Origin of the sequence: Nonomuraea sp. NPDC005501 (genome assembly GCF_040605905.1) — a bacterium.
GTDB lineage: Bacteria > Actinomycetota > Actinomycetes > Streptosporangiales > Streptosporangiaceae > Nonomuraea.
In genome coordinates, this window is the sequence record NZ_JBEXDT010000072.1 from 24,954 (window position 1) to 50,307 (window position 25,354).

Genomic DNA, 25,354 nt, shown 5'->3' on the forward strand with positions numbered 1-25,354 from the left:
CGCGCCCGCGCCCGCTCCGAGGCGCGACGGTCGGGTCCCGCCCGCGGTTAGCCTGGCGCGTGGGAGTTGCGTGAGGATCGGAACGCCGGGGCCGCAGGCAGGGCCGGGCGTGGGCGAGGTGACAAGCCCGCCGATCTCCTTGAGATCACGTCGGCTGACGTTATGATGAGCCCATGCATCTTTCGTCATGTCTGAGCTGGTGGCGCTCCTCTTAGGAGCGGCCGCCTCTCACGCATGACAAGGGCCGTTCGGACGGACGGCCCTTCTGTGTTCCCTGGATCAGGGGTCGCGTCGTCCTGGCGGCGATACCGACCCACTCACCAGGAGACGCTCATGAACACCACCGCAGAGCCCGAGACCCTCCCCTCCGACTCCCTCGGGGTGTCCGCCGCGCAGGCTCGCAGCACGGAGCTGGAAGAGCTCATCCGCAAGGACCCGGGGCAGTTCCGGGTGCTGACCGGCGACCGCCCCACCGGACAGCTGCATCTGGGCCACTACTTCGGCACCCTCCACAACCGGGTACGTCTGCAGAACCTCGGCGTGGAGATGTTCGTGGTCATCGCGGACTATCAGGTCCTGACCGACCGCGACGTGGCGAGCAACCTGACCGGGTACGTCGAGGAGCTCGTACTGGACTACCTCGCCATCGGCGTGGACCCGGCACGCAGCACGATCTTCACGCACAGCGCCGTCCCCGCCCTCAACCAGTTGCTGCTGCCCTTCCTCAGCCTTGTCTCCACCGCCGAGCTCAGCCGCAATCCCACGGTCAAGGACGAGATCGCCCACTCGCGGCAGTCCTCCGTCAGCGGGCTGATGTTCACCTACCCCGCCCACCAGGCCGCCGACATCCTCTTCTGCAAGGCGAACCTGGTCCCGGTCGGACGGGACCAGCTTCCCCACCTGGAGCTGACCCGGACCATCGCCCGCCGCTTCAACGACCGCTACGGCGCCGGCACCGCCGTGTTCCCCCAGCCTGACGCACTGCTGTCGAACGCGCCGCTCCTGCTCGGCACGGACGGCACCAAGATGAGCAAGAGCCGGGGCAACGCCATCACCCTGGCCGCCGACGCCGACGAGACCGCCCGCCTGCTCAAGGGGGCCAAGACGGACTCCGAGCGCCACATCACCTACGACCCGGCCGCTCGCCCGGAGGTGGCCTCCCTCCTGCTGCTGGCAGCCCTCTGCCAGGGCCGGACCCCCGAGCAGGTCGCCGCCGAGATCGGCGCCGCGGGAGCGGCAGCGCTGAAGAGGACCGTGACCGAGGCGGTCAACGAGTACCTGGCTCCGATCCGGGCCCGCCGGGCCGAGTACGCGCGGGACCGTGCCCACCTCCGCCAGGTGCTGCGTGAAGGCAACGAGCGGGCCGTGGCCGTGGCCGATGTCACCCTCGCCGAGGTGCGTACCGCCATGAACAGCCACTACTGACGCCCTCGCCGGGCAGCGCGGGGGCTCGGCCGGGCGGTTGGGGCCGATACGCTGGTGTAGCCATGAATCTGGTCAATCTTGAGTCTGTCTCCCATGCCTACGGGCCCAAGCCGCTGCTCGCCGACGTCTCCCTCGGGGTCGAGGCCGGTGAGCGCATCGGTGTCGTCGGCCGCAACGGCGGTGGCAAGACCACGCTGCTGTCGGTCATCGCCGGTGACGTGCAGCCCGACACCGGCCGTGTCACGCACACGCGCGGCCTGCGCGTCGGGTTCCTGTCCCAGCGCGACGACCTCGACCCGAGCCTGCCCGTGCGCGAGCTCGTGCTCGGCGGGCGCGCGGAGCACGAATGGGCCGGTGACCAGTCCGTACGCGAGATCCTGACCAACCTCATCGGCGACCTCGACCTCGACGCCAAGGCGGGCGAGCTGTCCGGCGGCGAGCGGCGGCGTACGGCGCTGGCCCGGCTGCTCATCGACGAGCATGACCTGATCATGCTCGACGAGCCCACCAACCACCTCGACATCGAGGCGATCGCTTGGCTGGCGGCGCACCTGTCCGGCCGCAGGAGCGCGCTCGTGGTCGTGACGCACGACCGGTGGTTCCTCGACGCCGTGTCCACCCGTACGTGGGAGGTCGTGGACGGCCGGGTCGAGCGCTACGAGGGCGGATACGCCGCGTACGTGCTGGCCAAGGCCGAGCGGGCGCGCATCGCGCAGGCCGCCGAGGAGCGCCGCCAGAATCTCATGCGCAAGGAGATCGCCTGGCTGCGGCGCGGCCCGCCCGCCCGTACGTCGAAGCCGAAGTTCCGCATCGACGCCGCCCAGGCGCTGATCGCGAACGAGCCGCCGCCGCGGGAGAGCGTCGAGCTGGTGAAGTTCGCCACGGCGCGGCTCGGCAAGACCGTGTACGACCTGGAGGACGTGACGCTCCATGCCGGCGGCCCCGGCGACGGTCCGCTGGTGCTCGACCGCACCACGTGGCAGTTCGGGCCGGGTGACCGCATCGGTCTGATCGGCGTGAACGGCTCGGGCAAGTCCTCGGTGCTGCGCCTGCTGGCCGGCACGGTCGAGCCCGACTCGGGCCGGCTCGTGCGGGGCAAGACGGTGCGGCTGGCGCACCTGTCCCAGGAGCTGGCCGAGCTGGACCCGGGGCGGCGCGTGCTGGAGACGGTCGAGGAGATCCGCAAGTACGTGCAGGTCGGCAAGAAGGAGTGGACGGCCTCGCAGCTCCTCGAACGCCTCGGGTTCAAGGGCGACGCCCAGTGGAAGGTCGTCGGCGACCTGTCGGGCGGCGAGCGGCGGCGCCTGCAGCTGCTGCGGCTGCTCATGGACGACCCGAACGTGCTGCTGCTCGACGAGCCGACCAACGACCTCGACATCGAGACGCTGAACGAGCTGGAGGACCTGCTCGACGGCTGGCCGGGCACGCTGATCCTGGTCAGCCACGACCGCTACTTCCTGGAGCGCGTCACCGACCGCTCGGTGGCCCTGCTGGGCGACGGCCGGCTGTCTCTGCTGCCGGGCGGCGTGGACGAGTACCTGGAGCGGCGGGCGTCGGGCGTGGCCCTCACGGCCCGGACCGGCGCGGGCACCTCCGGCGGCCCCGCGAAGAACACGCTGAACGGTCCCGCCAAAGAGGCGAGAGAGGCGGCGACGGCCGAGGGCGAGGCGGCGCCGGGCGGGCTGTCCGCCAAGGAGGAGCGGGAGCTGCGCAAGGAGCTCAACCGCCTCGAACGCCAGCTCGACAGGCTCGGCGAGCAGGAGGCCAAGCTGCACGCGGCGATGGCGGACGCGGCCAGCGACTACGCCCGGCTCGGCTCCCTCGACGCCGAGCTGCGCGACGTGCTGGCCCAGAAGGATACGGTCGAAGGCGCCTGGCTGGAGCTGGCCGACCGCCTCGGCGACTGACCCGTCCGAGCCGGGCGGTCAGGAGTCGAACGGCGTGAGGAGGGTGCGGAGGAGGGCGGCCAGGGCCCGCTGGTCCTCCGCGCTCAGCCCCGCCAGCAGCTCGTGCTCCCTGCGCAGCAGCCCCGCGAACGCCGCGTCCACCCGGTCGAGCCCGGCCGGGGTGAGCGACACGAGCACGCCCCGCCGGTCCTCCGGGTCGGGCCGCCGCACCACGAGCCCGGCCTGCGCCAGCCGGTCGATGCGGTTGGTCATCGTGCCGGAGGTGACCAGCGTGGCCCGCAGCAGCGCGCCGGGACTCAGCTCGTACGGCTTGCCGGCGCGTCGTAGCGCCGTCAGCACGTCGAACTCCCACGGTTCGAGGTGGTGCTCGTCGAAAGCGGCACGTCTTGCCCGGTCGAGGTGTTTGGCAAGCCTCGATACGCGGGAGAGCACCTGGAGGGGCTCGACGTCGAGGTCGGGCCGTTCGGCCCGCCAGGCCGCGACGAGCCGGTCCACCTCGTCCTGCGCATCCTGCGTCATGACATTCAGTCTACTATCTTGACATCGAGATATGTGTCTCGATATCAATTATCTTTATGTCGAGAGATATCTGGGACCCCGCGACCTACGCAAGGTTCGCCGACGAGCGGTCGCGCCCCTTCCACGAGTTGCTCGCCCGCGTCGGCGCCGACGAGCCGGACTACGTCGTGGACGCGGGATGTGGCACCGGAGAGCTCACGCTGGAGCTGGCCCGCCGCTGGCCCGGGGCGACCGTGGAGGGCTTCGACTCGTCCCCGGCGATGATCACCAAGGCGCGGGAGCTGAACGCGACGCCGAGGTTCGCGGTGGCCGACATGACCATGTGGCGGCCCGACCGCCCGGTGGACGTCATCGTCTCCAACGCCGCCCTCCAGTGGGTGCCCTCGCACCGCGACGTGCTCGAACACTGGGTGGAGGCGCTCGACGACGGCGGCTGGCTGGCCTTCCAGGTGCCGGGGAACTTCGACGCGCCCAGCCACGCGGCGATCCGCGAGGTGTGCGCCTCGCCCCGCTGGGCGGACCGGCTCGGCGACTTCGACCGCGGCAGCCCGGTGGGCGACCCGGTGGAGTATCTGGACCTGCTGGACTCCTGCGGCTGCCAGGTCGACGCCTGGGAGACCACGTACATCCACGTGCTCCAGGGCGAGAACGCCGTCCTCGACTGGATCTCCGGCACGGCCCTGCGGCCCATCCTCGACCGGCTGTACGTGGACGAGCACTTCTCCTTCAAGGAGGACCTCGCGGCCCGGCTCGACGAGGCCTATCCGGCCAGGGAGTACGGCACCCCGTTCCCGTTCCGCCGGATCTTCGTGGTCGCCCACAAGGGGGCACCCGTCGAGCAGGGCGGTGGCGACCGGTAATCGATTTGGGCTTATGTGATTGTTCGCCGCACAGTGGCATGATTGTCCATATATGGACCTTGTGAGGTGTGGTGGGCATCGAGATCGAGGACAAGTTCGACGTTCCCCCCGATTACGCGATTCCGGACCTGAGCCGGGTCGGACAGGTCGTGGGGCCCAAGAGCCACACGCTCGTGGCGATCTACTACGACACGCCTGACCTGCGGCTGGCCGCCCACGGCATCACGCTCAGGCGCCGCAGGGGCGGCGACGACGCCGGCTGGCACCTCAAGCTGCCCAGAGCCAAGGGCGCCCGCCAGGAGATCGGCCGGCCCCTGACCCGTAGCGTCAGGGTGGTGCCGGACGACCTGGCCGAGCTCGTCCGCGGCCACACGCGGGGCGCGCCGCTGCAGGCGGTGGCCGAGCTGGAGACCCGCAGGAGCGTCACGGTCGTCCGTGAGGGCGACAGGCGGCTCGTGGAGGTCGCCGACGACCGCGTCAAGGGGACGGTCTTCGGCGAGGAGCTGCGGATCGTGCGCTGGCGGGAGGTCGAGGCGGAGCTGCTCGACGGCGACGCCGCGGTGCTCGCCAAGGTCGGCAAACGGCTCAGGAAGGCGGGCGCGACCCCCTCCGGCGCGGCCAGCAAGCTCGCCCGGCTCCTCGACGTGCCCGCCCCGCCCGCGCCGCCGACCGAGCCGGGCAGCGCCGGCGAGGTGGTGACCGGATACCTCTCCGGCCAGGTCCGTGCCCTGCTCGCCCAGGACCCCCAGGTACGGCTGGCGGAGAAGGACGCCGTTCACCAGATGCGGGTCGCCTCCCGGCGGCTGCGCAGCGCGCTCAAGGCGTTCAAGAAGATCGTCAAGAACACCGGCCACGTCCAGGACGAGCTCAAGTGGCTCGGCAGCGTGCTCGGAGAGGCCCGCGACCTGGAGGTGATCCGGGGCAGGTTCGCCGAGGAGCTGGCGGAGCTCGCGCCCGAGCTGGTCACCGGCCCCGTCCGGCACAGGCTCGGCGACGGCCTGCGCGCCCGCGAGGCCGAGGCGTACGGGCGGATCCGCGAGGCGCTGAGCGGCGAGCGCTACTACCGGCTGCTCGACGCCCTGGAGCAGCTGGCGGCCGAGCCGGAGCAGGGCAAGCGCGCCGTCCGGCCGGCAGGGGAGGAGCTGGCCGCCGTGGCCGCCGCGAACTGGGAGCGGGTGGCCCGGAAGTACGACGCCGCCCAGGCGATCGACGAGCCGCAGCGCCACGAGACGGCCATGCATGAGGTCCGCAAGGCCGCCAAGCGCGCCCGCTACACCGCCGAGGCGGTCAGAGCCGTCCTCGGCCCCGGGACGCCACGGCTGGCCAAGCTGGCCGAGGGCGTCCAGGACGCGCTGGGCGCCCACCAGGACGCCGTGGTGGCCCAGGAGACGCTGGTCAAGGAGGCGGAGAGCGCCCGCGAGGCGGGGGAGGACACCTTCACCTACGGGCTGCTGATCGGGCTGGAGCGCGCCGTCGCGGACCGCGCCCTGGAGGACTTCCCCCGGACGTGGGCCCGCACGGCCACGGCGGCCGGCAAGGCGCTCAGCAGGCTGAACCCCTAGGAACGGCCGGCGTCAGGTGGGGTAGCGCTCCACGCCGACGACCCGCCCGTCCACCCGGTGCAGCACCGCGAACTCCCCCTTCTCCAGCCGGACGTCGTCGCCGCTGAGCCGCATGATCAGGTGGGGCAGCACCTTGCCGTGGCTGCACACGACCGCCGGCCCGCGCAGCATGGCCACCAGCGCGGGGGTCTTGTCCGGGTCCTGGCTCTCCTCGCTCAGCAGCGGCTCCAGCCGCACCGGGGCGCCGTACGGCTCGACCGTCTGCACGCAGCGCAGGCTGGGCGAGCTGACCACCTCCTCGGGCCGGTAGGCGGGGAGCACCGCGGCCAGCGTCGCCGCCTGGGCCACGCCGTCGGCGTCGAGCGGGCGCAACGTGTCGTCCCCGTCCCATTCCCGCCGGGACCCGGCGAAGCCATGCCGTACGAGGACGAGCGGGGTGGTCGTGAGCGGCGCGGCCATGAACGCGTCGGTCAGATCCGCGTCCCACGCGTGGGTGAGCAGGGCGCGGGCCTCCTCCGCCGGCAGCCAGCGCAGCTCGTCCACCTCGTCGCCGGGCGCGAAGCCGTCGTCCCCCACGACCCGGGCCGTCCAGTAGTCGACCCGCTTGAGCCGGTCCTTGTACGGATAGTGGACGGGCGGCAGGGCGCGGCCGAGCGCGACCCTGAGCCCCGTCTCCTCGCGCACCTCGCGCAGGGCGGCGGCCACCGGGTGCTCGCCGGCCTTGAGCTTGCCCTTGGGGTACGTCCAGTCGTCGTAGCGGGGGCGGTGGATGAGGGCGACCTCCGGCGCGGCCGCGTCGCCGCGCCAGACGACGGCTCCGGCCGCGCGCAGCGGGTCGTCAGTCGTCGTCAACGGTCCTCCAGCGGCGCGTGGCGATCAGATGGTTCTGCAGGTCCTCGCCGGGGTGGTGGACCCACTTGCCGTCGCCGTCGAGCCACCAGGCGTTGGTGGTCTCGGCCATGACCCGGTCCATGAGGTCGATCAGGTACGCCCGGTGCTGCGACGAGGTGACCTTGACCAGGGCCTCGACCCGGCGGTCCAGGTTGCGGCGCATCAGGTCGGCACTGCCGATCCACACCTCGGGGCGCCGGCCGAGCCCGAACTCGTACACCCGCGAATGCTCCAGGAACCTGCCCAGAACCGACCGGACCCGGATGTTCTCGGACAGGTCGGGCACGCCGGGCCGCAGGATGCACACGCCCCGCACCCACAGGTCCACGGGCACGCCCGCCCGTGAGGCGCGGTAGAGCGCGTCGATGAGCGGCTCGTCCACCAGGGAGTTCGTCTTGATCCTGATGCGCGCGGGCCGCCCGGCCCGCTGGTGGGCGATCTCCCGCTCGATCCGGGCCAGCAGCCCGCCGCGCAGGGAGTGCGGGGCGACCAGCAGCCGGCGGTAGGCCGAGTGGTTGGAGTAGCCGGTCAGGTGGATGAACAGGTCGGTGACGTCCTCGCCGACCAGCGGGTCCGCGGTGAGCAGGCCGAAGTCCTCGTACTGCCGGGCGGTCTTGTTGTTGTAGTTGCCGGTGCCGATGTGGCAGTAGCTGCGCAGCTCCCCGGAGGGCTCCTGCCGCACGACGAGGGCGAGCTTGCAGTGGGTCTTGAGCCCGACGACGCCGTAGACGACGTGGCAGCCGGCGCGCTCCAGCTTGCGGGCCCACGAGATGTTGGCGTGCTCGTCGAAGCGGGCCTTGATCTCGACCACGACGACGACCTGCTTGCCCGCCTCGGCCGCGTCGATGAGGGCGTCCACGATGGGGGAGTCGCCGCTGGTCCGGTAGAGGGTCTGCTTGATGGCCAGCACCCTCGGATCGGCGGCGGCCATCTCGATGAAGCGCTGCACGCTGGTGGAGAACGAGTCGTACGGGTGGTGCAACAGCACGTCGCGCTCGCGCAGCACGCTGAAGATGTCGTCGTCGGCGCTGACCACCTCGGCCGGCACGAACGGCCGGTAGCTGAGGTCGCCGCGGTCGAGGTCGGCGATGGCGTGCAGGCCGGTCAGGTCCAGCGGCCCGGCGATGCGGTAGATCTCGTGGGGCGCCACCCCCAGCTCGTCCACCAGCAGCTCCAGCACCTCGGGCGTGATGGTGTCCTCGACCTCCAGCCGGACGGGCGGGCCGAAGCGGCGCTTGAGCAGCTCCTTCTCCAGGGCCTGCATGAGGTTCTCGGTGACGTCCTCGTCGACGTCGAGGTCCTCGTTCCTGGTGACGCGGAAGACGTGGTGCTGGACGATCTCCATGCCCTTGAACAGCTGCCCGAGGTGGGCCGCGATCACGTCCTCCAGCGGCACGAACCGGCTCGGCGACGCCTGCACGAACCGGGGGAGCTGGGACGGCACCTTGACCCGGGCGAAGACGGTGTGGTCGGTGGACGGGTTGCGCACCACGACGGCCAGGTTGAGGCTGAGGCCCGAGATGTACGGAAAGGGGTGGGCGGGGTCCACGGCCAGCGGCGTGAGGACGGGCCTGATCCGCTCCCGGAACAGCTTGCGCAGCTCGGTGCGCTCGTCGCGGCCCAGGTCCTCCCAGCGGGCGATCTCGATGCCCTCCGCCGCGAGCTTCGGCACGATCGTCTCGTGGAACACGGCCGCGTGCCGTCTGGCCAGGTCCTCGGCGATGGTGGCGATCCGGGCCAGCTCCTCGCTGGGTTTCAGCCCGCTCTTCGTTCTCAGCAGCAGGCCGGTGGCCATGCGTCGTTTCAGGCCGGCCACCCGCACCCTGAAGAACTCGTCGAGGTTGCTCGCGAAGATGGCCAGGAAGCGCACCCGCTCCAGGAGGGGGAGCGACGAGTCCTCGGCCAGCTCGAGGACCCGCTCGTTGAACTGGAGCCAACTCTCCTCGCGGTTGAGGAACCTCTCCTGGGGCAAGGGCAGGTCACTTCCAGGATGCAGCAGTTCCACGGACATAGGTGAAATATGCCCCACAAGTCTGAACGGAACGTTAACTAACTCGCAATGACTTAATCCTGCTGGTCAACCGGCCCAGAATCGCTCTGCCCGAGCCGCGCGGCCCGCTCCGCGAGACGGGCCTCGCGCAGGCGCAGCTTCTCCTCGCGCTCGCGAACCTTCTCCGCCTCCTTCAGCAGCCGCTCCTGCTCCTTCTCGGCCTCCTTGAGCAGGCGCTCGCGCTCCTTCAGCTCGCGGACGCGGGCCTTCTCGGCCTCACGCAGCTCCCGCAGCCGGGCCTTCTCCGCCTCCATCAGCTCCCGCTCGCGCGCCTTGTCCGGCACCCCCTTGTCCACGGGCCGCGGCGGCTTGGCCAGGCTCGGGTGCGACCGGGTCGTCACCGTGATCGACGGGTCCGGGTTGAGGCCGGTCAGACCGTTCCAGGCGAGGTTGACCAGGTGCGCGGCGACCTCCTCGCGGCCGGGCTTGCGCACGTCCAGCCACCACTGACCGGTCAGGGCCACCATGCCGACCAGCATCTGGGCGTACATGGGGGCGAGCTTCGGGTCGTAGCCCCGCGAGGAGAACTCGTCGGCGAGCACGTCCTCGACCTGGCTCGCGATCTCGCTGATCAGGCTCGCGAACGTGCCCGTGCCGGAGGCGGCGTGGGAGTCGCGAACGAGGATGCGGAACCCCTCACTGCTCTCCTCGATGTACTGGAGCAGGGCCAGGGCGGCCCGCTCCAGCTTGATCAGCGAGTGGGAGGCGGAGAGCGCCCCGGTGATCATCGTGAGCAGCTTCTGCATCTCACGGTCCACGACCACCGCGTAGACGCCCTCCTTGCCGCCGAAATGCTCGTAGACGACAGGCTTGGAGACCTGGGCCGTGGCCGCGATCTCCTCGATGGAGGTCCCGTCGAACCCCTTCTCGGCGAACAGCGTGCGGCTGATGTTGATCAGCTGCTCGCGTCGCTCTCTTCCGGACATGCGCCTGCGAGATCGGGGTTCGGTCACGGGTTCCATCATGGCGGTGCCGGACGTGCGACCGGTCACCACGGCTTGACTGTCAGGCAAGCCTCTTCGCCGCCAGCCGCTCAGGAGTCGGCCAGCGCACGTCGGACACCCAGCCGAGGCGCTCGAAGCCGCGGATGACCTCGGCGCTCAGGTCGATCTGGCCCTTCAGCGCGCCGTGCCGCGCGCAGGTCGGGTCGGAGTGGTGCAGGTTGTGCCACGACTCGCCGAAGGACGGGATCGCCAGCCACCACACGTTGCGGGACTTGTCGCGGACCTGGAAGTCCTCCTCGCCGAACACGTGACAGATCGAGTTGATCGACCAGGTGACGTGGTGCAGCAGGCCGATGCGGACCAGCGAGCCCCAGAACAGCGCGGTCAGCGCGCCCTGCCAGGACCAGGTGAGCAGCCCGCCGAGGACGCCCGGGAGCAGGAGCGAGGTGAGCGCCAGCGCGGGGAACCACTTGTGCAGCTTGCGCACGTCCGGGTCCTTGCACAGGTCGGGGGCGTACTTCTCGCGGTTGGTGCGCTCGGCGTCGAACATCCAGCCCATGTGCGCGTACAGCAGGCCCTTGGCCATCGACCTGAAGCCGGGGCCGAAGCGCCACGGCGAGTGCGGGTCGCCCTCCTTGTCGGAGAACTTGTGGTGCTTGCGGTGGGTGGCCACCCAGTCGAGCACGGACATCTCCAGCGAGAGGCTGCCGGCGATGCCGAGGGCGATCTTCAGGGGACGCTTGGCCTTGAACGAGCCGTGCGTGAAGTAGCGGTGCAGCCCGACGGTGACGCCGAGTCCCGAGACGGCGTAGAAGACGAACATGATCACGATGTCCGTCCAGCCGAGGCCCCATCCCCATGCCAGCGGCACGGCGGCCACGAACGCGATCAGCGGCAGCCCGACCACCAGGGCGAAGGTGACGAGCTCTGCCTTGCTTCGCGGTTCGGGTTCGGCGTCGGGCTTCGGTCCGGGGGTGGGACGTTCGGCGAGAACTGTCATGGGCTACCTCTCACGACCTGTATGACAATGAATGTCCGAGCTACGCAACCGTAACCTACGCCATCGTAAGTAAGGAAGTCCTAAGCCGCGAATGTGTGATGGGCAACGGTTCGTCGCCCGAGGTGAGTGGATTCCGTGGCTTGCGCGTTTTCGGTACATCTGCTAGCCCCACGCCCTACCCGGGGCGGGTGGCCTCAATCGGGCGAGCGTGATCCAGGCGTTGCCCATGCGGGCGCGCGACGGGGGGCGGGCTCGGTATCGTAGGTGTGTCGGATGCCACGCGCGTCCGATTAATCCCGGATCGTCTAATCGGCAGGACAAGTGGTTTTGGTCCACTTTGTAGGGGTTCGAGTCCTCTTCCGGGAGCATTGAGGCACGCCCCTGCGCGGTGGACCGGGAGGCGGGCAGGTATCCTCGCGGTGTCGGGAGGGTAGCGGTGCGGTAGCCGCATCCAGCCCTGATCCGTCCAGCCACAGGGAGCCTCAGTCCGTGAGTGTGCCGCGCCCGGCAGCCGTCATCGTCCTCGCCGCAGGCGAGGGCACCCGGATGAAGAGCCAGACCCCGAAAGTCCTCCACGAGGTGTGCGGCCGAGCCCTGCTCGACCACATGCTCACCGCCGCCCGGGACCTCGGTCCCGAGCGCCTGATCGTCGTCATCGGCCACGCGCGCGAGCGCGTCGGCGCCCACCTCGCCGAGACCAGCCCCGACGCGCTGGCCGTCGTCCAGCGCGAGCAGCGCGGCACCGGCCACGCCGTCCGCACCGTGCTCGACGAGGTCGGCGCGATCGACGGCACGGTCCTCGTCACCTACGGCGACGTGCCGCTGCTGCGCGCCGAGACCCTCGCCGCGCTGCTGACGCGCCACGCCGCCGACCGCAACGCCGTCACCGTCCTCACCGCCGAGGTGCCCGACCCGACCGGGTACGGCCGCATCGTCCGCGACCCGGCGGGCGCCGTCCTCGCGATCGTCGAGGAGAAGGACGCCACCGACGAGCAGCGCGCCATCAGGGAGATGAACTCCGGCATCTACGCCTTCGACGGAGCCCTCCTGACCGACGCCGTCAAGCGGGTGTCCACCGACAACGCCCAGGGCGAGGAGTACCTCACCGACGTGCTGTCCATCCTCCGCGAGGACGGCCACCGGGTGGGCGCCCACACCGCCGCGGACTTCGCCGAGGTCGAGGGCGTCAACGACCGCGTCCAGCTCGCCCAGGTCCGCAAGCTGCTCAACCAGCGGCTGCTGGAGCGGCACATGCGCGCCGGCGTCACCGTCGTGGACCCGGCCAGCACCTGGATCGACGCGGACGTGGAGATCGAGCCCGACACGGTCGTCCACCCCGGCACCCAGCTCCACGGCCGCACCGTCATCGAGTCCGGCGCGGAGGTCGGTCCCGCCACCACGCTGACCTCCACCCGGGTCGGCGCGGGAGCCGTCGTGCGCAACGCCGTCTGCGACTCCGCGGTCGTCGGCCCGGGGGCCAGCGTCGGGCCGTACGCCTACCTGCGCCCCGGCACGGTCCTCGGCCGCGGCTCCAAGGCCGGCACGTTCGTGGAGATGAAGAACACCCAGGTCGGCGAGCGCTCCAAGGTGCCCCACCTGTCCTACGCGGGCGACGCCACGATCGGCGACGACGTCAACATCGGCGCCGCCGTGGTGTTCGTCAACTACGACGGCGTCAACAAGCACCGCAGCACCGTGCGCGACGGCGCGTTCGTCGGCTGCGACAGCATGCTCGTGGCGCCGGTGACCATCGGCGACGGCGCCTACACGGCGGCGGGCTCGGTGATCGACGGCGACGTCCCGCCGGGCGCGATCGGCGTGGCCCGCGCCCGCCAGCGCAACATCGAGGGATGGGTCCTGCGCAGGCGCGCGGGCACGAAGTCGGCCGCGGCGGCACAGCGCGCCCTGGCCGAGCAGGAGCAGGCCGGCCGGGCGCCGGGCGACCAGCAGCATCAGCAGGAGAGTGGGGCATGACCGAGCTTGTCGAGGTCATCAACGAACACAGCACCGTGGTCATGAGACCGACGAAGGAGAGCTCGTGACCAGCATCAAGCAGCCCGGCGAGAAGAACCTCATGCTCTTCTCCGGCCGGGCCTACCCGGAGCTGGCCGAGGAGGTCGCCGAGCACGTCGGCGTCTCGCTCACGCCGACCAAGCTGATCGACTTCGCCAACGGCGAGATCTACGCCCGCTACCTCGAATCCGTCCGCGGCTGCGACGCCTTCGTGATCCAGAGCCACACCGGCCCGATCAACAAGTGGATCATGGAACAGCTCATCATGGTCGACGCGCTCAAGCGGGCCTCCGCCAAGCGCATCACCGTGGTCATGCCGTTCTTCGGCTACGCGCGCCAGGACAAGAAGGGCCGCGGGCGCGAGCCCATCACCGCGCGCCTGATGGCCGACCTGTTCAAGACCGCGGGCGCCGACCGGCTCATGTCGATCGACCTGCACACCTCGCAGATCCAGGGCTTCTTCGACGGCCCGGTGGACCACCTGTTCGCCATGCCCGTCCTGGAGAGCTACCTGAAGAACAAGCTCGACCTGGCCACCACCACGGTCGTCTCGCCCGACACCGGCCGCGTCCGGCTGTCGGAACGCTGGGCCGACACGCTGGGCACGCCGCTCGCGTTCATCCACAAGCGGCGCGACCTCGACGTGGCCAACTCCGTGAAGGTCAACGAGGTCGTCGGCAAGGTCCGCGGCCGCACCTGCGTGCTCATCGACGACATGATCGACACCGCCGGCACGATCTGCAAGGCGGCCGACGCCCTCTACGAGCAGGGCGCCACCAACGTGATCGTCGCCGCCACTCACGCGGTCTTCTCCGACCCGGCCGTCGACCGGCTGAAGAACTCCCGCATCAGCGAGGTCATCGTGAGCAACACGCTCCCGCTGTCGCAGGCCGCCCGTTTCGACAAGCTCACCGTGCTGTCCATCGCGCCGCTCATCGCACGGGCCATCACCGAGGTCTTCACCGACGGCTCGGTCACCAGCCTGTTCGAGGGCGACACCTGAGGTGCCCCGCCCGGCCACGGCCGCCGGGCGGAGCCCGGCCTGTTTGCCGTGATGGATCCGCAGCGGAGCGAGGACATCCATCACGGCCCGCCGGGCGGAGCCCGGCCTGTTTCAACACGGTAAGCTGAGTCGGTCGCGCTCGTAACGCCTTCCGCTAGGGCGGGTGAGGGTGAGCGCCACAGATCCGATTCCCATGCATCCCTAGGAGATGTCGTGTCCGAAGTACGTATCGCCGCCGAGCAGCGCTCCACGTTCGGCAAGGGCGCCGCCCGCAAGATCCGCCGCGCCGCCAAGGTGCCGGCCGTCCTCTACGGGCACGGCATCGAGCCCAAGCACCTGACCCTGCCCGGTCACGAGGTCCTCCTCGCCCTGCGCACGCCCAACGTGCTGATCCGCCTCCACGGCGAGGGCGTGGACGAGCTGGCCCTGCCCAAGGGCGTGCAGCGCGACCCGATCAAGGGCTTCGTCGAGCACGTCGACCTTCTGCTGGTCAAGCGCGGCGAGAAGGTCACCGTCGAGATCCCGGTCACCACGATCGGCGACGTCAACTCCGAGGGCATCCTGGACCTCCAGATGACCTCCGTCGCCGTCGAGGCCGAGGCCACCCACATCCCGACCGGTGTCGACGTCGACATCGAGGGCCTGCAGGTCGGCACCGCCATCACCGCCGGTGAGCTGAAGCTGCCCAAGGGCGCCACGCTGATCGCCGACCCGGAGGCCGTCATCCTCCAGGTCAGCGCCAAGCAGGCCGAGGCCCCCGCCGAGGGCGAGGGCGCCGAGGGCGAGGGCGCCGAGGGCGAGAGCGCCGAAGCCGCCGAGTAGTCGCCGGTCGGCGGGGCGGCCGGCGCGTCCGGCCGCCCCGTCCCGCGCCTCGACCCCGATCCCCGAGCCCTGAGCCGGGGGCGTCCCCGCGCCCGCAAGCCGTGTTCGCGCCTGAGGAGACTTCATGGACCGCTGGCTCATCGCCGGGCTGGGCAATCCCGGCGCCGAATACGCGGGCAACCGGCACAACGCCGGCTTCATGGTGCTCGACGAGCTGGCCGCACGGGCCGGCGGCAGGTTCAAGGCGCACAAGAGCCGGGCCGAGGTGCTGGAGACCCGCGCCGCGATCCTCGCCAAGCCGCTCACGTACATGAACCTGTCGGGCGGCCCTGTCAAGGCGCTGTGCGACTTCTACAAGATCGGCCCTGACCGGCTGATCGTCGTCCACGACGAGCTGGACGTGCCCTACGGCGCGCTGCGCGCCAAGCTCGGCGGCGGCGACAACGGCCACAACGGCCTCAAGTCCATCACCAAGTCGCTGGCCACCCGCGACTACCTGCGCGTCCGCTTCGGCATCGGCCGCCCGCCGGGCCGCATGGACGCCGCCGCCTTCGTCCTCCGCGACTTCGCCACCGCCGAGCGCAAGGACCTCCCCTTCCTCGTGGACCGCGCCGCCGACGTGGTCGAGTCGCTCATGGAACGCGGGCTCGAAGTCACCCAGAACGAGTTTCATCGGGCAGATCTCAAGATTTCCGGCCCTCCACGCTGATCCCCACATAGGTCCGTTCGCGACACTGCCCAGGTGCCTGGCGCTACTATCTGGTGACTGTCGGTTACGGACGCATCACGGGGAGGCGCGAGGTGAGCGACGGCGAGGGGCTGCTGACCGTCGTCGGGTTCGGGCCTGACTCCTCGTGGAGGGTGAGCCCGCGGCTGCCCGCATGGGTGCGGGCCTACCGCGCGCGGGCCTTCGCGGCCGACCTGCTGGGCGCCGCCGCGGGCTCGGCCGGGGCCTTCTTCCTGCGCTTCGGCGAGCTGACCCCCTACGCCGCGCCCTACCTCCTCGTCAGCGCGCTGCTGCCCGGACTGTGGATCTGCGCGGTCGCGCTCAACCGGGCGTACGAGCCGCGCATGATCGGCATCGGCTCCGACGAGTTCCGCCGCGTCGTGCAGTGCGGCGTCGCGCTGACCGCCGCCACGGCCATCGGCTCCTACCTCACCAAGACCGACATCGCCCGCGGCTACGTCGTCCTCGCGCTGCCCCTGGTCACGCTGTTCACGCTGCTGCTCAGGTACGGCCTGCGCCGCTCGCTGCACCGTCGCCGGGCCCGCGGCTCCTGCATGCGCAGGGTCGTCGCCGTGGGCCACGCCGCCTCGGTCGCCGAGCTGGTGCAGCTCTTCCGGCGCGAGCGCTACCACGGCATGGAGATCGTCGCCGCCTGCCTGCCGGCCGAGGTGCCGGGTGGGCGGGTGGCCGGGGTGCCCGTCGCCGGCGACTTCAGCGACGTGCCCATCGTCGTCGACCAGGCCGCCGCCGACACGGTGGCCGTACTGGCGTGCCCCGAGATGGACGGGGTGGCGCTGCGCCGGCTGGCCTGGCGGCTGGAGCGCACCCACACCGAGCTGGTGGTCGCGCCCGCGCTGATGGAGGTGGCCGGGCCGCGCACCACGATCAGGCCCGCCGCCGGGCTTCCGCTGCTGCACGTCGAGCATCCGGAGCTCACCGGCGCCCGCCAGCTCGTCAAGAACGTCTTCGACCGGCTGGTGGCCGCGGCGCTGCTCGTCCTGCTGTCCCCGCTGCTGCTCACGCTGGCCGTGGCGGTCCGCGCCACCAGCCCGGGCCCGGCGCTGTTCCGGCAGACCCGCGTCGGCAGGGACGGCAGGCCGTTCACGATTGTGAAGTTCCGCACGATGCGGCGCGGCTCCGAGCGCCAGAAGATCACCCTCGTCAGCGACGCCGACGGCGTGCTGTTCAAGATCCGCAACGATCCGCGGGTCACCACGCTGGGCTCCCTCATGCGCCGCCACTCCCTCGACGAGCTGCCCCAGCTCGTCAACGTGGTCCTCGGGCACATGTCGCTCGTCGGCCCCCGTCCGCCCCTCCCCGAAGAGGTCGACCGTTACGGCGACGACGTGCGTCGCCGGCTGCTCGTCCGCCCCGGACTCACGGGCCTGTGGCAGGTGAGCGGCAGATCCGACCTGTCGTGGGAGGAATCCGTCCGCCTCGACCTGCGTTACGTGGAGAACTGGTCCCTCATGCTCGACCTCCAGATCCTGTGGAAGACTTGGTCGGCCGTCGCCCGCGGGCAAGGAGCTTACTGATGACGATTCGCGACGACCACGCCCTCGCCGCTGACCTGGCCACCGAGGCGGGCGAGCGGCTGCTGGCGCTCCGCGCCCGCGAGGGCTTCGCCGACCCCGCGGGGTTGCGCGCCCTCGGCGACCGGGCCTCCCACGTGTTCCTCATGGAGTCGCTGGCGCGGCTGCGCCCGAGCGACTGCGTGCTGTCGGAGGAGTCCAGCCGCGAGGACCGGCTCGACCCGCGCCGGCTGAGCGCGCCCCGCGTGTGGATCGTGGACCCGCTGGACGGGACAAGGGAGTTCTCGGAGCGGCGAGCCGGCCCCGAAAGAGGCAGCTTGCGTGACCAGGACGGGGCCGAAGGGAGCGCGACCACAAGCACGGAGGAGGGCAGGTCCGACTGGGCCGTGCACGTCGCCCTGTGGGAGGGCGACCGGCTCACCGCCGGCGCCGTGGCGCTGCCCGCCCAGGGCCGCACGCTCAGCACCGCCGAGCCGCCCAAGCTGCCCACCCTGGAGCGCGGCAGGTTCCGCATCGCGGTCAGCCGCACCCGCCCTCCGGAGTTCGTCCAGAAGCTCGCCTACCTCGTCGGCGCCGACCTCGTGCCCATCGGCTCGGCCGGGGCGAAGATCTCCGCGGTGCTCACCGGCGACGTCGAGGCGTACGTCCACGCGGGCGGTCAGTACGAGTGGGACTCCGCCGCTCCGGTGGCCGTCGCACAGGCCGCAGGAGCGCACACCAGCCGCATCGACGGCACGCCGCTCACCTACAACAGGGCGGACCCCTCACTACCGGATATTCTTGTTTCCCTACCGGACTTGGCGTCAACCCTGCTCGCCGGGATCCGGGACCTGCACCGCTAACCGCCGGAGGAAGCTCCCATGCTCCAGCGCGACTACACGACGTCGCAGCTCGACGTGCTCGAGGCCGAAGCCATCCACATCATGCGCGAAGTCGCGGCGGAGTTCGAGCGTCCCTGTCTGCTCTTCTCCGGCGGCAAGGACTCCATCGTCATGCTGCGCATCGCCGAGAAGGCGTTCTGGCCGGCGGCGATCCCGTTCCCGCTCATGCACGTCGACACCGGTCACAACTTCGACGAGGTCATCGAGTTCCGCGACCGCCGGTCCCAGGAGCTCGGCGCGCGGCTCATCGTGGCCAGCGTGCAGGACTCGATCGACGCGGGCCGCGTGGTCGAGGACACCGGCCGGCGCGCCTCGCGCAACCGGCTGCAGACCACCACGCTGCTCGACGCCATCGAGGAGCACGAGTTCGACGCGGTCTTCGGCGGCGCCCGGCGCGACGAGGAGAAGGCCCGGGCCAAGGAGCGGGTGTTCTCCTTCCGCGACGACTTCGGTCAGTGGGACCCGAAGAACCAGCGCCCCGAGCTGTGGAACCTCTACAACTCCCGCATCCGCAAGGGCGAGCACATCCGCGTCTTCCCGCTGTCCAACTGGACCGAGCTCGACATCTGGGACTACATCCGGCGCGAGGGCATCGAGATCCCGTCGATCTACTTCGCCCACACCCGCAAGGTGTTCGAGCGCGACGGCATGCTGCTGCCCGACGCCGACGTCGTCCAGCGCGGCGACGACGAGGCGCTGTTCGAGGCCGTGGTGCGCTACCGCACCGTCGGCGACATGACCTGCACCGGAGCGGTGCAGTCCACGGCCGCCACGGTCGAGGAGATCATCGAAGAGATCGCGGCCACCCGGATCACCGAGCGCGGGGCCACCAGGGCCGACGACCGCGCTTCGGAGGCCGCCATGGAGGATCGCAAGCGGGAAGGCTACTTCTAGACCGATGGACATTCTGCGTTTCGCCACGGCGGGAAGCGTCGACGACGGCAAGTCCACCCTGATCGGGCGCCTGCTCTTCGACTCCAAGGCCATCTTCGAGGACCAGCTGGAGGCCGTCGAGCGCACCTCGCGCGACCGCGGCACCGAGTACACCGACCTGTCGCTGCTCACCGACGGCCTGCGGGCCGAGCGCGAGCAGGGCATCACGATCGACGTGGCCTACCGCTACTTCGCCACGCCGCGCCGCAAGTTCATCATCGCCGACACGCCCGGGCACATCCAGTACACCCGGAACATGGTCACCGGCGCCTCCACCGCCGACCTGGCGATCATCCTCATCGACGCCCGCAAGGGCGTGCTGGAGCAGTCGCGCCGGCACGCCTTCCTGACCTCGCTGCTGCGGGTGCCGCACCTGGTGCTGGCCGTCAACAAGATGGACCTGGTCGACTACTCCGAGGAGCGGTTCGACGAGATTCGCGAGGAGTTCACCGCGTTCGCCTCCAAGCTCAACGTGAACGACCTGACGTTCATCCCGATCTCCGCGCTCAACGGCGACAACGTCGTCTCCCGGTCGGAGAACATGCCCTGGTACAACGGCTCGTCGCTGCTGCACCACCTGGAGAACGTGCACATCGCCTCCGACCGCAACCTCGTCGACGTGCGCTTCCCCGTCCAGTACGTCATCCGCCCGCAGCGGGCCACCGACCACGCCTTCCACGACTACCGGGGCTACGCCGGCCAGGTCGCGGGCGGCGTGCTCAAGCCGGGCGACGAGGTCGTGCACCTGCCCTCGGGCCTGAGCACCCGGATCGCCTCCATCGACACCTTCGACGGTCCGGTGGAGGAGGCGTTCCCTCCGATGTCGGTCACGCTGCGCTTCGAGGACGACCTCGACATCTCGCGCGGCGACATGATCGCCCGCCCGAACAACCAGCCGCACGCGGCCCAGGACCTCGAAGCCATGGTCTGCTGGATGGCCGACACCGCCAAGCTGGCGCCCCGCAGCAAGCTCACCATCAAGCACACCACCCGCACAGCGCGGGCGCTCGTGCGCGACCTGCACTACCGGCTCGACGTCAACACGCTGCACCGCGACGAGGAGGCCACCTCGCTCGGCCTCAACGAGATCGGCCGCGTGACCCTGCGGGTGACGCAGCCGCTGTTCGTCGACGACTACGCGCGCAACCGGCTGACCGGCGGCTTCATCCTGGTGGACGAGGCCACCAACGGCACGGTGGCCGCCGGCATGATCATCGACGCCCACTGATCCACCGGCTGCTTCCGGCCCCCGCCCGCACGGGCGGGGGCCGGTGCCGTCTCCGGGCCCGGTTAGATCTTTTGGGCTTTCACTGACGCTCCCGTTACTCTCCGCGCTAGTCTCGCCACGTTCCGTGTAACGACTAGTACAGGAAAGCCCATTCCCCCGTGACTCACCCTTCGACAGCCCCCCGGGTGGTCTTCCTGGGAGGCCTCGGCCGTAGCGGCACCACGCTCCTGGAGAGGCTGCTGGGAGAGCTGCCCGGCGTGGCGCCCCTCGGTGAGGTGGTCCACCTCTGGGCCCGTGGCGTCCTGGCCGGCGAGCTGTGCGGCTGCGGCCGGCCGTTCGGCGCCTGCCCGTTCTGGACGGCCGTCGGCGACCGGGCCTTCGGCGGCTGGACGCGACCGCTCGCCGAGCGGGTGCTCTCCCTGCGCCACCGCATCGACCGCACCCGCCGCGTCCTCAGCATCGGCCACCCCGACCTCGACGAGTACGTCCGCGCCTACCGCCGCGTCCACGACGCCGCCGCGCAGGTCGCCGGCGCGAGCGTCGTCATCGACTCCAGCAAGCACGCCTCCCTGGCCCACTGCCTGGCCGAGGGCGGGGCGCGCATCCACGTCGTCCACGTGGTGCGCGACCCCCGGGCCGTCGCCCACTCCTGGCGCAGGGCCGTACGCCGGCCCGAGGACGGGCGACCGATGACCCGCTGGGGCCCCGCCCGCACCGCCTTCCACTGGACCGCCCAGAACATCGCCCTGGACCTTCTCGCCCGCCGGGGCGAGCCGGCCGTCCAGGTCACCCGGCTGCGCTACGAGGACCTCGTCGCCGCGCCGGAGGCCACGCTGAAGGGACTCGCGCAGCGGCTCGGCCTGCCGGCGGAGTTCCCGTTCGTCACCGGGTCCACGGCGCACATCACGACGGCCCACACGGTGTCGGGCAACCCCATGCGGTTCGCCGTGGGGCCGGTCGGGCTGGCGTTCGACGACTCGTGGCGCTCCGGCGCCCACCGCGGGCTGGTCGCCGCCCTCACCTGGCCCCTGCGATCCCGGTACGGCTACCACGGGGTGACCGCGTGACCCGGCCGCCCGCTCCCGGCGGGACCCGCGCCGGGACGCCGTCGGTCGGCGTGGTGATCCCCACGCGCGGCGACCGGCCCGGACACCTGTTCGCCGCCGTACGCGCGGCACTGGCGCAGGACCACCCGGGGCGGATCTCGGTGGTCGTGGTGGCCGACGGCGCGAACCCCGGGGCGGTCCTCGACGGACTCGCCGGCCTTCGCGACGCTCACGACCTCCGGGTGCTGTCCAACGGCCTCACTCCTGGCCTGCCCGGCGCCCGCAACACCGGCATCGCCGCCTCCGACACCGATCTCGTCGCCTTCTGCGACGACGACGACCAGTGGCTGCCCGGCAAGCTCACCGCCCAGATCCGCGTCCTCGCCGAGACGGGGGCCGAGTTCGCGAGCTGCGGCATCGAGGTCGAGCACGGCGGGCACCGGGTGCCGCGGCTGGCCGGCACCACCACCGTGACCGAGGCCGACCTGCTCCGCTCCCGCATGGTGATGGTGCACTCCTCCACGTTCCTGTTCAGGCGGGGCGGCCTGTGGGTGGACGAGAGCGCCCCCGGCGGCCAGAACGAGGACTGGGACCTCGCCCTGCGCGCCGCCCGCCGTCATCCCATCGCCCACGTCGACCGTCCCCTCGTCCGCGTCCACTGGGGCGCGTCCCACTACGTGGCCCGGTGGAGCGAGCGCATCGCCGGGCTGGAGTGGATGCTGGCCCGGCACGCCGGCCTGTCCGCCGACCCGCGCGGCGCGGCCCGGGTCTACGGGCAGCTCGCCTTCCACCACGCCGCCCTGGGTCACCGGCGCGAGGCCGGGCGCTGGGCCATGCGGGCGTTCGGCGCCCGGCCGGCCGAGCCGCGTGCTCCCATCGCCCTCGCGGTGGCGGCCGGGCTCATCCCGGCGGCGACGGTGCTGACCCTGCTGCACGGCCGGGGGCACGGCATTTGACGGGCGGTGACGGCGTACCGCGGGTGCCCGGCAGGGTGGCCGTCGGAGGGGTCACGGTGGACGCCCTCAGCGAGTCGCAGGTCGTCGCCAGGGTGGTGGCCGGGCTGGCGGCGGGGCGGGGCGGGCGCATCGTCACGCCCAACGTCGACATCTGCCGCTCCGCCGCCGCCGACCCCGCGCTGAGGGACCTCGTCAACAGCGCCGACCTAGTCGTGGCCGACGGGATGCCCCTGGTGTGGGCGGCCCGGCTGCTGGGCACCCCGCTGCCCGAGCGGGTCACGGGGGCCGACCTGATCTGGTCGCTGAGCGGGCCGGCCGCCGAGCACGGGTGGCCTGTGTACCTGCTCGGAGGGCCGCCGGGCGTCGCCGTGTCGGCGGCGCGCGCCCTCGTGCGCCGCCTTCCCCGGCTGCGGGTCTGCGGGGTGGAGTCCCCGCCGTACGCCTTCGACCGCACCGCCGCCGGGCGGGCCCGCGTGCTGCGCAGGGTGGTGGCGGCGCGGCCCCGGATCGTGTTCGTGGGGCTCGGCTTCCCGCGCCAGGACCGGCTCGTCTCGCTGCTGCGCGAGCGGCTCCCGGACGCGTGGTTCGTCGGGTGCGGGGCGGCCATCGCGTTCGCGGCGGGCGCGGTGCCGCGGGCGCCGGGCTGGATGCGGACCGCCGGGCTGGAGTGGACGTTCCGCCTGCTGACGGAGCCGGGCCGGCTGGCGCGCCGCTACCTGGTCGACGACCTGCCCTTCGCCGCCCGCCTTCTCGCGGGGAGCCTCCTCGCCCGCCGCACGCCCGCCTCCGCGCCGGCAGCGCCTTCGCCGGCGGGGTCCTCGCCGGCCGCCTGACGACCCGGCACGCCTGGCGGGCGGGGTCGTCAGGCGGTGGTGAGGGCGCGGACGCGGGTCACGTCCTCCGGCGTCAGCCCCTGGGCGGCCCTGGACAGCGCCTGACGGGAGTCCATCCTGCGGTACGCCGTCCTCGACAGCCCCGACCAGGCGAACCCCCGCTCCGGGCCGCCGCCCCCGGTGCAGGCCCGCGCCACCCGGCGCTCCACGGCCGGCGACCAGGTCAGGCCCGCGTGCCCGTACAGGCGCCGGAAGCCCGCCACGGGATCGGCGGCCAGCGACTCGTACGTGACGACCAGGATGCCCGGCGTGCGGGCGAGGATCCGATGCGTCGCCCGCCACAGCGCGGCGGCCTGGGCGACCCGGTCCCGCGAGCCGGCGAGCGGGCCGAGCTCCAGCAGCTCGGGATGGTCGCGGACGAGGAGCGGCTGGCCGAGGAGCTCATGGAAGGAGACCGTCCAGCCGAGCCGCTGCCAGCTCGCCACGAAGGAGACCGGGTCGCGTTCGAGTGCCACCACCGTGCAGCCGAGCCGCGCGGCGAACCAGGCCGCCGACAGCACCGCGAACGGGTCGTCGAGCAGCGCCCGCCGCCCTGCCAGGCGGCCCAGCGTGAACGCCGTGCCGTACTTGAGCATCCGGGCCAGGTCGTACGGCGAGCGGTTGGCGCGCAGTTCGGCGCCGAACCGGTAGCGCAGGGCGACCGTGTCGCGGAAGGCGGGCAGCCAGTCGTGTGCGTTGTCGTCGCAGATGTACTGGAACCGGTGCGTGACCGTGGCCCGCAGGACGCCGGGGGAGTGGCCGGGCGGGTGCTGGGGGTTGAGCGGCTCGTTGACGTAGACCGCCCCGCGACCGGCCGTGAGCATCTTGCCCGTCCAGCTCGTGCCGCTTCTCGGCAAGCCGGTGACGAGGATCGGCGGCCCGGCCGTCACGCGGCGGCCCAGGAGCGTACCCGCAGGGCGGTCAGGGTGTGGCGGCCGAAGGGGTGCAGGCCGTAGCGGCGGTGGAGTCGCCACAGCGGCAGGAGGTTCTTCACCAGCGTGCCGCCCGACCAGCCGAGGGCCGCCCCGAGCGCACCGTGACCGGGGATCAGCGCCACGTCGAGGGCGATCGTCACGGCCGTCGCGGCGACCAGGTTGACCAGGCTGGCCGTGGTGTGCCCGGCGGCGGTCAGCACCACGTCCACCATGCCGCAGGCCGTCGCCACCATCATCGTGGCGGCCAGCACGAGCGCGACCGGCACCGCCGAGGAGTACGCGGGGCCGAACAGGCCGAGCGCCCACGGCGCGAGCGCCGCGTACCCCAGCCAGACCGGCCACGTCACCAGCACCAGCCACGCCGTCGTCGCCTGGTACAGCTCCCGGGCGCGTGCCAGCTCGCCCTCGGCCATCGCCCGCACCAGCCGGGCCTGTACGGCCTGCGCCATGCCCTGGCCGGCGAGCTGGCCGACGACCTTGAACCGGGTGGCGGCGGTGTAGACGGCGGCCTGGGCGGGACCGCCGAGCAGGGCGACGACCACGATGTCGAGCCGCTGGAACACCGCCTGCACCGCCCCGGCCACCGCCCGCGGCGCCGTGTGCCGCCACAGGTCGCGGGCCGTGCCCGGCAGGTACGGGGTGCGTGGCGCCCGACCGCGCACCCCGAACGCGGACAGGACCAGCACGGGGGCGTACGGCAGCGCCCACGCGAGCGGCAGCCAGCCGGGAGCGGCGGCGAGGGCGGCGGCGGCCACCAGCGTGAGCTGGGCGACCGGCAGCATGAGGCCGTCGAGGAGCACGGTGGGCCGCATCGCGCCGAACCCGCGGGTGGCGGCCAGCAGCACGTCGCCCGCGACGATGACCGGGAGCGCCAGCGCGAGGAGCCCCAGCCGGGGGAGCAGGACGGCGGCGGCGAGAGCGGACACCACCGCGCACGGCACCAACGCCGCCCGGATATATCCGGATATGCCGCGGTAGTCGTAGGTCCCGGCCCGGGCGATGAAGAACACCAGCCCGTTGCCCGCGTCCAGCTTGGCCATCCCGGCCGCCATGAGGGCCAGCGCCGTGGCCGTGAAGAACGCCCCGGCCTGCTCGGCCGTGAACGCCCTGGTGACGATCACGACGAGCAGGAACTGGGCCAGCGCGCCCGCGGCGGCCCCGGCCAGGCCAACGTCACCATCCTGGAGCGGCTCTGACGGCTCTCCCACGGCCGAAAATGCCACTAGCAAATAGGAAACTTTCCTATTA

22 protein-coding genes and 1 tRNA gene are annotated in these 25,354 nt (G+C 71.7%); 16 read left to right on the forward strand and 7 right to left on the reverse strand.

Annotation, left to right across the window (positions count from 1 at the left end):
* The first annotated feature begins 333 nt into the window (after window positions 1-333).
* Together trpS and ABZS51_RS29640 are read left to right on the forward strand one after the other, a co-directional pair.
* Complete coding sequence (trpS, locus tag ABZS51_RS29635) at window positions 334-1,425, forward strand: tryptophan--tRNA ligase (RefSeq protein ID WP_355447688.1); 1,092 nt, start codon at window positions 334-336, stop codon at window positions 1,423-1,425.
* A 62-nt stretch (window positions 1,426-1,487) separates the two neighbouring features.
* Window positions 1,488-3,332 carry an ABC-F family ATP-binding cassette domain-containing protein gene (locus ABZS51_RS29640; protein ID WP_355447691.1) on the forward strand — a complete coding sequence of 615 codons (1,845 nt, stop codon included), beginning with the start codon at window positions 1,488-1,490 and terminating at the stop codon, window positions 3,330-3,332.
* An 18-nt stretch (window positions 3,333-3,350) separates the two neighbouring features.
* Here ABZS51_RS29640 and ABZS51_RS29645 read toward each other — a convergent pair whose 3' ends face one another.
* Window positions 3,351-3,851, reverse strand: a complete 501-nt coding sequence (locus tag ABZS51_RS29645; RefSeq protein ID WP_310709646.1) for a MarR family transcriptional regulator — start codon at window positions 3,849-3,851, stop codon at window positions 3,351-3,353.
* Window positions 3,852-3,907: 56 nt separating this feature from the next.
* Here ABZS51_RS29645 and ABZS51_RS29650 point away from each other — a divergent pair, with 56 nt between their 5' ends.
* Both ABZS51_RS29650 and ABZS51_RS29655 read left to right on the forward strand, forming a co-directional pair.
* Complete coding sequence (locus tag ABZS51_RS29650) at window positions 3,908-4,711, forward strand: trans-aconitate 2-methyltransferase (protein ID WP_355447694.1); 804 nt, start codon at window positions 3,908-3,910, stop codon at window positions 4,709-4,711.
* Window positions 4,712-4,782: 71 nt separating this feature from the next.
* Window positions 4,783-6,273 (forward strand): CYTH and CHAD domain-containing protein, encoded by a 1,491-nt coding sequence (locus ABZS51_RS29655; protein WP_355447697.1) that lies wholly within the window; start codon window positions 4,783-4,785, stop codon window positions 6,271-6,273.
* 12 nt (window positions 6,274-6,285) lie between these two features.
* On the opposite strand, the gene ABZS51_RS29660 is transcribed toward ABZS51_RS29655, so the two are convergent.
* Genes ABZS51_RS29660 through ABZS51_RS29675 form a run of 4 tightly spaced genes read right to left on the reverse strand, consistent with a single transcriptional unit; the run spans window position 6,286 to window position 11,158 of the window.
* Complete coding sequence (locus tag ABZS51_RS29660; RefSeq protein WP_310709649.1) at window positions 6,286-7,125, reverse strand: NUDIX hydrolase; 840 nt, start codon at window positions 7,123-7,125, stop codon at window positions 6,286-6,288.
* Complete coding sequence (locus tag ABZS51_RS29665) at window positions 7,112-9,175, reverse strand: RNA degradosome polyphosphate kinase (protein WP_310709650.1); 2,064 nt, start codon at window positions 9,173-9,175, stop codon at window positions 7,112-7,114. Before ABZS51_RS29665 ends, ABZS51_RS29660 begins: the two co-directional genes overlap by 14 nt.
* Window positions 9,176-9,228: 53 nt before the next feature.
* Window positions 9,229-10,176 (reverse strand): TetR family transcriptional regulator, encoded by a 948-nt coding sequence (locus ABZS51_RS29670; RefSeq protein ID WP_310709767.1) that lies wholly within the window; start codon window positions 10,174-10,176, stop codon window positions 9,229-9,231.
* Between the two features lie 43 nt (window positions 10,177-10,219).
* The gene (locus tag ABZS51_RS29675) at window positions 10,220-11,158 is read right to left on the reverse strand and encodes an acyl-CoA desaturase (protein ID WP_355447700.1); all 939 of its coding nucleotides are present in this window, start codon (window positions 11,156-11,158) and stop codon (window positions 10,220-10,222) included.
* A gap of 294 nt (window positions 11,159-11,452) precedes the next feature.
* On the opposite strand from ABZS51_RS29675, the gene ABZS51_RS29680 reads away from it, so the two are divergent.
* The 12 genes from ABZS51_RS29680 (at window position 11,453) to ABZS51_RS29735 (ending at window position 23,132) form a co-directional block, all read left to right on the forward strand.
* Window positions 11,453-11,524, forward strand: a tRNA-Gln gene (locus tag ABZS51_RS29680).
* Window positions 11,525-11,647: 123 nt separating this feature from the next.
* Window positions 11,648-13,132, forward strand: coding sequence for a bifunctional UDP-N-acetylglucosamine diphosphorylase/glucosamine-1-phosphate N-acetyltransferase GlmU (gene glmU, locus ABZS51_RS29685; protein WP_355447703.1), 1,485 nt, complete (start codon window positions 11,648-11,650; stop codon window positions 13,130-13,132).
* A 64-nt stretch (window positions 13,133-13,196) separates the two neighbouring features.
* Window positions 13,197-14,174: a ribose-phosphate diphosphokinase gene (locus tag ABZS51_RS29690; RefSeq protein WP_310709653.1), complete on the forward strand. Its 978-nt coding sequence runs from the start codon at window positions 13,197-13,199 to the stop codon at window positions 14,172-14,174.
* 213 nt (window positions 14,175-14,387) lie between these two features.
* Window positions 14,388-14,996 carry a 50S ribosomal protein L25/general stress protein Ctc gene (locus ABZS51_RS29695; RefSeq protein ID WP_355447706.1) on the forward strand — a complete coding sequence of 203 codons (609 nt, stop codon included), beginning with the start codon at window positions 14,388-14,390 and terminating at the stop codon, window positions 14,994-14,996.
* Window positions 14,997-15,120: 124 nt separating this feature from the next.
* Window positions 15,121-15,705 carry an aminoacyl-tRNA hydrolase gene (gene pth, locus ABZS51_RS29700; RefSeq protein ID WP_310709655.1) on the forward strand — a complete coding sequence of 195 codons (585 nt, stop codon included), beginning with the start codon at window positions 15,121-15,123 and terminating at the stop codon, window positions 15,703-15,705.
* A 92-nt stretch (window positions 15,706-15,797) separates the two neighbouring features.
* Window positions 15,798-17,258 (forward strand): sugar transferase, encoded by a 1,461-nt coding sequence (locus tag ABZS51_RS29705; protein WP_355447709.1) that lies wholly within the window; start codon window positions 15,798-15,800, stop codon window positions 17,256-17,258.
* Complete coding sequence (locus tag ABZS51_RS29710; protein WP_355447712.1) at window positions 17,258-18,097, forward strand: 3'(2'),5'-bisphosphate nucleotidase CysQ; 840 nt, start codon at window positions 17,258-17,260, stop codon at window positions 18,095-18,097. The genes ABZS51_RS29705 and ABZS51_RS29710 overlap by 1 nt, the downstream gene beginning before the upstream one ends.
* 18 nt (window positions 18,098-18,115) lie before the next feature.
* Window positions 18,116-19,030, forward strand: a complete 915-nt coding sequence (gene cysD / locus ABZS51_RS29715) for a sulfate adenylyltransferase subunit CysD (protein ID WP_310709658.1) — start codon at window positions 18,116-18,118, stop codon at window positions 19,028-19,030.
* Between the two features lie 4 nt (window positions 19,031-19,034).
* On the forward strand, window positions 19,035-20,297 hold the full coding sequence (gene cysN, locus ABZS51_RS29720) for a sulfate adenylyltransferase subunit CysN (protein WP_310709659.1): 1,263 nt from the start codon (window positions 19,035-19,037) through the stop codon (window positions 20,295-20,297).
* A 185-nt stretch (window positions 20,298-20,482) separates the two neighbouring features.
* On the forward strand, window positions 20,483-21,364 hold the full coding sequence (locus tag ABZS51_RS29725; protein WP_355447715.1) for a sulfotransferase: 882 nt from the start codon (window positions 20,483-20,485) through the stop codon (window positions 21,362-21,364).
* Window positions 21,361-22,299: a glycosyltransferase family 2 protein gene (locus ABZS51_RS29730; RefSeq protein ID WP_355447718.1), complete on the forward strand. Its 939-nt coding sequence runs from the start codon at window positions 21,361-21,363 to the stop codon at window positions 22,297-22,299. The genes ABZS51_RS29725 and ABZS51_RS29730 overlap by 4 nt, the downstream gene beginning before the upstream one ends.
* Window positions 22,300-22,355: 56 nt before the next feature.
* Window positions 22,356-23,132, forward strand: a complete 777-nt coding sequence (locus ABZS51_RS29735) for a WecB/TagA/CpsF family glycosyltransferase (RefSeq protein ID WP_355447721.1) — start codon at window positions 22,356-22,358, stop codon at window positions 23,130-23,132.
* Between the two features lie 29 nt (window positions 23,133-23,161).
* Here the strand turns inward: ABZS51_RS29735 and ABZS51_RS29740 are convergent, their stop codons facing one another.
* Together ABZS51_RS29740 and ABZS51_RS29745 are read right to left on the reverse strand one after the other, a co-directional pair.
* Complete coding sequence (locus ABZS51_RS29740; protein ID WP_355447724.1) at window positions 23,162-24,061, reverse strand: sulfotransferase; 900 nt, start codon at window positions 24,059-24,061, stop codon at window positions 23,162-23,164.
* Complete coding sequence (locus ABZS51_RS29745; RefSeq protein WP_355447727.1) at window positions 24,058-25,314, reverse strand: lipopolysaccharide biosynthesis protein; 1,257 nt, start codon at window positions 25,312-25,314, stop codon at window positions 24,058-24,060. Before ABZS51_RS29745 ends, ABZS51_RS29740 begins: the two co-directional genes overlap by 4 nt.
* Window positions 25,315-25,354: the final 40 nt, after the last annotated feature.

Excerpts from the sequence above, each read along its gene's own strand:
- ABZS51_RS29640 (WP_355447691.1), top strand. The coding sequence starts at position 1,488 with ATGAATCTGGTCAATCTTGAGTCTGTCTCCCATGCCTACGGGCCCAAG.
- cysN (WP_310709659.1), top strand. The coding sequence starts at position 19,035 with ATGGACATTCTGCGTTTCGCCACGGCGGGAAGCGTCGACGACGGCAAG.
- cysD (WP_310709658.1), top strand. The coding sequence starts at position 18,116 with ATGCTCCAGCGCGACTACACGACGTCGCAGCTCGACGTGCTCGAGGCC.
- ABZS51_RS29675 (WP_355447700.1), bottom strand. The coding sequence starts at position 11,158 with ATGACAGTTCTCGCCGAACGTCCCACCCCCGGACCGAAGCCCGACGCC.
- ABZS51_RS29645 (WP_310709646.1), bottom strand. The coding sequence starts at position 3,851 with ATGACGCAGGATGCGCAGGACGAGGTGGACCGGCTCGTCGCGGCCTGG.
- ABZS51_RS29670 (WP_310709767.1), bottom strand. The coding sequence starts at position 10,176 with ATGGAACCCGTGACCGAACCCCGATCTCGCAGGCGCATGTCCGGAAGA.
- ABZS51_RS29665 (WP_310709650.1), bottom strand. The coding sequence starts at position 9,175 with ATGTCCGTGGAACTGCTGCATCCTGGAAGTGACCTGCCCTTGCCCCAG.
- ABZS51_RS29710 (WP_355447712.1), top strand. The coding sequence starts at position 17,258 with ATGACGATTCGCGACGACCACGCCCTCGCCGCTGACCTGGCCACCGAG.
- ABZS51_RS29650 (WP_355447694.1), top strand. The coding sequence starts at position 3,908 with ATGTCGAGAGATATCTGGGACCCCGCGACCTACGCAAGGTTCGCCGAC.
- trpS (WP_355447688.1), top strand. The coding sequence starts at position 334 with ATGAACACCACCGCAGAGCCCGAGACCCTCCCCTCCGACTCCCTCGGG.
- pth (WP_310709655.1), top strand. The coding sequence starts at position 15,121 with ATGGACCGCTGGCTCATCGCCGGGCTGGGCAATCCCGGCGCCGAATAC.